The organism is Streptomyces niphimycinicus, from assembly GCF_018883605.1.
In the GTDB taxonomy this organism is placed as follows: domain Bacteria; phylum Actinomycetota; class Actinomycetes; order Streptomycetales; family Streptomycetaceae; genus Streptomyces; species Streptomyces niphimycinicus.
In genome coordinates, this window is sequence record NZ_JAHLEM010000294.1 from 1 (window position 1) to 5,412 (window position 5,412).

At 70.4% G+C, this 5,412-nt stretch carries 3 protein-coding genes; all 3 read right to left on the reverse strand.

The window, feature by feature from the left end:
* The coding region (locus KN815_RS25430) for a glycoside hydrolase family 38 N-terminal domain-containing protein (RefSeq protein ID WP_507229910.1) at positions 1-1,233 on the reverse strand (1,233 nt) is incomplete at its 3' end.
* Positions 1,234-1,557: 324 nt separating this feature from the next.
* Positions 1,558-4,029 (reverse strand): PQQ-dependent sugar dehydrogenase, encoded by a 2,472-nt coding sequence (locus tag KN815_RS25435; RefSeq protein ID WP_216344248.1) that lies wholly within the window; start codon positions 4,027-4,029, stop codon positions 1,558-1,560.
* Positions 4,030-4,266: 237 nt separating this feature from the next.
* The gene (locus KN815_RS25440; protein WP_216344249.1) at positions 4,267-5,061 is read right to left on the reverse strand and encodes an IclR family transcriptional regulator; all 795 of its coding nucleotides are present in this window, start codon (positions 5,059-5,061) and stop codon (positions 4,267-4,269) included.
* Positions 5,062-5,412 lie beyond the last annotated feature (351 nt).

Genomic DNA, 5,412 nt, shown 5'->3' on the forward strand with positions numbered 1-5,412 from the left:
GGTGTGGTGGGGCGGCTTGTTGGTCTCGTTCCAGGACAACTTCTGGGTGAGGAACCAGCGGGCGCCCGCGAGCGCGGCGAGCTGCGGATAGGCGGCGGTGTAGCCGAAGGAGTCGGGCAGCCAGACGCCGTCGGTCTCCACGCCGAGCTCCTGGGCGAAGAAGCGGCGGCCGTGGACGAGCTGACGCGCCAGGGCCTCGCCGCCGGGCAGATTGCCGTCGGCCTCGACCCACATGCCGCCGACCGGCACCCAGTTGCCGTCGGCCACCGCTTTCTTGATCCGCTCGAAGACATCCGGCTGGTGGTCGCGCATCCACGCGTAACTCTGGGCGGACGAGCAGGCGAAGACCAGCTCCGGGTACTCCTCGGCCAGCGCGGCCATGGTGGAGAACGTCCGGGCGCATTTGCGCACGGTCTCGCGCAGCGGCCACAGCCAGGCGGAGTCGATATGGGCGTGTCCCACGGCCGCGATGGTGTGCGCGGAGTCGTGGGCGCGCCGGTCCAGGACCGGGCGCAGGATCGCGCGGGCCGCCGCGGCGCCCGCGGCGACGCGGCGCGGGGGCACACTGTCCGCGGCCCACTGGAGGGCGCGCAGGATCTCGTGGCGGCGCGGCAGCCCGAGGGGCAGCTCACGCATCAGCTCGTCCAGCACCTCCATGTCGTGGATGAGCTGCCAGACGTCCTCCTCGCGGACCACGAGGTCGGCGCGGCGCAGGCGAAACAGGTCCTCCTCGCCCGCGGTGAGCCGGTGGCCGTAGTGGGTGCCGATGCCCGCGCTGCCGACGATGGGCGGATTGGCGGCGGCCTCGACGAGCAGGCATACGCTCTCGCCGCCGACTGCGCGCAGGGTCAGCGGCACCGAGCGGTTGTGGGGGTGCAGGCCCTCCAGCGGGGTGCCGTCGGCGTCGTGGACCAGGCCCTCGGCCTGGCCTCCGGGGCCGCGCGAGAGATCGAAGCCGAGGTCGAACAGGGCCTCCACCCGGCGGCCCGCCCACCGTTCGGGGACCGTGGCGGTGGCGCGGAACCAGGTGGTCGACCAGGGGCCGCCCCAGCTTCCACCGGTGACGAACGGCCGGTACTCGGCGCGCAGCGCGTCGGCCACCGGCACCGGCTCCCCCGGGAGGTGCCAGGCGGCGACCTCCAGCGGGACGCGGTCGCCGTACAGCGCCGGGCGCAGGCGCTCGGCGATGAACTTCGCGATGCGCTCTTCCACGGCGTGCCGGTCGTCGTGCATGGTCGGCCCTTCCTCCTGCCTGCCCCGGGAAAGTGCGCGTGACGCTTATGTAAAACCATGTGTGTTATCACGTCAACGCTTCGGCCCAACTACCGTCCCGTTGTCGTCAACTGCGGCTGTGACCTGCGGATTTATTCGGCAAAGGAAGCAGTCCGACGCCCTGTCAGGAGGAAAATGAGCGGCCTTCCATCGACTGTGTCAGATAAGAGAATTGACAGCGGGCACAGAAATGCGGCGGGGAGGAGTCGGCGTTCTCCTCCCCGCCGCGAGGGCCGTCCGGCGAGTCCCCTCGGGTTGTCCGGCGCGGCCCTGCCCGGTACCGGCTCAGCCGGTGGTGAAGGTGAAGTCGTCCAGGTCGAAGAGGTTGCCCTGGCCGGTGACGCCCTTGAAGACGAAGTAGAGCGTCGTCGTCCCCGAGGGGGCGCCGCCGAGCGTGGCGCTCACGTCCTGGAAGTTCTCCCAGCCGCCGGTGGCGGGCACGGTCGCGGTTCCCAGCAGCGTCCCGGTGGGGCTGCCCGCGCGGACCTCGATGGTGCCGCCGGGTCCGCCGGAGGAGATGCGGGCCGTCAGCTTGGTGGCGTTGTTCAGGAGGTACGGCTTGAAGGAGATCCAGTCGCCGTTGTCGGTGAAGCCGACCGTCTTGCCACCGTGCGCGGTGGAGTGGCTCGCCTGCTCGATGCCCTGGAACGCGGTGTAGTGCTCGGCCTGGCGGTGCCCCGGCTGCGCGACATGCTGGGTGTGGGTGGTCAGCGCGGGCTGGCCGCCCGCTCCCTTGTCGGTGTATTCGGCGTCGAAGACCCCGAAGATATTGGCGTTCTCGTCGTGTTCTCCGTCCGCCAGCGTCTGGAGGGTGCCCTCACAGCCGGTGGCCGAGGTGATGGGGTGGGCGTGGCTGTCGTGCCCGAGCAGATGGGTGATCTTCACCTTGGCGCAGTCGATGGTGCCGTCCTCCGGGTCGCTGACCTTGATCCGGAAGGGCACCTTGTCGCCGAAGGTGAACAACTGGCCGTCGCCGGGCAGTTCCAGGGTGACCGTCGGCGCGGTGTTGCCGACGGTGATGTGGACGCTGGCCGTGCCGGTCAGGCCGCCGGGGTCCCGGGCGGTCAGGGTGGCGGTGTAGGTGCCGTTCGCGGAGTAGGTGTGCGCCGGATTGGCCTCGGTGGACTTGCCGCCGTCGCCGAAGTCCCAGTTGTAGCCGATGGCGTCGCCGTCGGGGTCACTGGTGCCGGATGAGGAGAACTTCACCTGGAGCGGGGCCTTGCCCGAGGTCTTGTCGCTGGACGCCTGGGCGACCGGCGCCCGGCCGCCGACGACGTTCTCGATGCGGTACAGCGCCGAGTTGGCGTCGCCCGCGCCCCATCCGGTGCCGTAGTCCAGGACGTACAGCGCGCCGTCCGGGCCGAAGGCCATGTCCATCACCTGGGTGCCGGTCCAGGGGAAGGCGTTGATGGAGCCGACCGTGCCGTCCGCGCCCTGGTCGATCCGCTTGATCCACTTGCGGCCGAACTCTCCCGCGAAGAAGTCGCCGTCGTACTCCTGCGGAAACTTCACCGGCGAGTTGAGGTTGGCGTCGTAGCGGTAGACCGGTCCGGCCATCGGGGATTCCGAGCCGGAGCCGAACTCGGGCACCGACCCGCCGTCGTAGGGAATCCAGGCGGCCTGGGCCGGGGGCAGATCGGTGAGGCCGGTGTTGTTCGGCGAGGTGTTCTTCGGCGCGGCGCAGTTGAAGGCGGAGCCGGAGGTGCCGGTGGCGAAGTCGTAGTCGATGTACGGCTGGTTCTTGCCGACGCAGTAGGGCCAGCCGAAGTTGCCCGCCTTGGTGACCCGGGCGAACTCCACCATGCCCTGCGGGCCGCGGGTGGAGCTGGCGTTACCCGCGTCGGGCCCGTAGTCGCCCACGTAGACCACCCCGGTGGGCTTGTCGACACTCATCCGGAACGGGTTGCGGAATCCCATCGCGTAGATCTCGGGGCGGGTCCTGGCGGTGCCGGGGGCGAAGAGGTTGCCCGCCGGGATGTCGTACGAGCCATCCGCCTTGACCTTGATGCGCAGGATCTTGCCACGCAGGTCGTTGGTGTTGCCCGCGCTGCGCTGGGCGTCGAAGGCCGGATTGCGGCTCGCCCGCTCGTCGATGGGGGTGTAGCCGTCGGAGGCGAAGGGGTTGGAGTCGTCGCCGGTCGACAGATACAGATTGCCCTGTGCGTCGAAGTCGATGTCGCCGCCGACGTGGCAGCACATGCCGCGGGAGGTCTTGACCTCCAGCACGGTCTTCTCGCTGGCCCGGTCCAGGGTGCCGTCGGTCTTGAGCACGAACCGGGAGAGCCGGTTGACGCCGTCGAACTTGGTGAAGTCCGCGGCCGTGCCGTTCTCCGGGGCGTCACCGCCCGGTGTGTTCAGCGGCGGCGCGTAGTAGAGGTAGATGAAGCGGTTGGCGCTGAAGCCCGGGTCGACCCCGACGCCCTGGAGCCCCTCCTCGTCGTGGCTGTACACCGGCAGCGTGCCGGCGACCTTGGTGGTGCCTGCCGCGTCGGTGAGCCGCAGGGTGCCGTCGCGCGAGGTGTGCAGCACCGAACGGTCGGGCAACACGGCCAGCGACATCGGCTCACCCGTCTCGGCCACCCCCTTGGCGAGGGTGACCTGCTGGAACACGGGTGCCGCGGCGGGGGCGGCGGCCGTCCGGTCGGGGTCGGGCCTGGCGTCCGCCGCCGGGGCGGTGAGCGTCAGGGTGGCTCCGGTGAGCAGTGTTCCGGCGAACAGCGCGAGAGATCTGCGCAGTCCGAGGCGTTTCCTGTGCACGAAGGTCCTCCGTATGCAGTGGGGATACTCGCGGAAGTGCTGAGCACAGGCGCGCGCCGTCGCGCCGCGGTACGGGCCTTCGGCAGGGTGGAGGGGACCCTTGTGCTCGTACCCATTCTGATAACCGAATGGCAATCGTCCATTCGAACGTAATGAGGGTTCAGGAGCGGTGTCAATGACCGTACCGGGATACGGTCCGGCCCGGGGTGTGCGGCGGTGTGCGGTGGCGTGCGGGGCTCAGTGCTCGCCGAGGCGCCTCAGCAGGGTCCGCAACGAGTGGGCCGCCTCGGTGACATGGACGGCGATCTCGCTCAGCCGGGCGTCGTCCATCCGGCTGCGCGGCGCCGAGCAACTGATCGCGTCGCCGCCGCCGTGGCCGGTACCGAGCGGGACCGCCACACAGCGGATGTCCACCGAACTCTCGCCCTCGTCCTGTGCCCAGCCGCGCTTACGGGCGTCGGCGAGCTGGGCGAGCAACTCGTCCGGGTCGGTGACGGTGCTCGGAGTCAGCGCCGGCAACGGCCAGTTGAGCCGGCGCTGGATCTCCGCCGCGTCGTACTGGGACAGGATCGCCTTGCCGAGCGCGGTGGCATGCGCGGGCAGCCGGCGGCCGACCGCGGAGTACATCCGCAGGGCATGGCGGGATTCGCGTTTGGCCAGATAGACGACGTCCGTATCGTCCAGCCGCCCGAGGTGGACGGCCTCGCCGGTCTCCTCGGCCAGCAGGTCCAGCACGGGCCCGGCGATCCCGGCGAGGTCGTCGCTCTCCAGATAGGCGGTGCCGGTCAGCAGCGCCTTGAGGCCGAGGCTGTACAGCGTTCCCGACGGGTCCGTCTCGACCCAGCGGCGGGACTCCATGGTGCGCAGTACGGCGTGCAGGCTGCTCTTGGGCACGGCCAGGGTGCTCGCCATGTCGGCGAGGGAGAGCCGGGCGCCCTCGGCACCGAGGAGTTCGAGCACTTCCAGGACGCGCGCCGCGGACTTGACGTCCTCGTGACGCCGGACCCGCGCTGCTCCCGACACCGATTCCACGCCAGCCTCCGCTCCCCGGCCCGACGCCCCGCTGGCCCCGGTTGCCGACACCTTACGCAGCTTGTCTTGACGCTATATCACGGCAAGCCTATGTTCCGTTACTCCAACGACATTCGGTCTTCTGAACGCATCGGCATGAGGCAGGGGCTCGTATGCAGGCCGGATCCGCGCCCGGCTGGTCCCCACTGCGTCCTCCCCCACGGAAGGAACCTGAGATGGCACAGAGTCCCGGAACCAGTCGCCGGACCTTTCTGACGGCCACGGCCACCGGCGCCCTGGGCGGCGCCGCGCTCGCCGTGACGGGAGGCCGGGCGGCCGCCACCACGCCCGCCGTGGCGGGAGGCCGGGCGG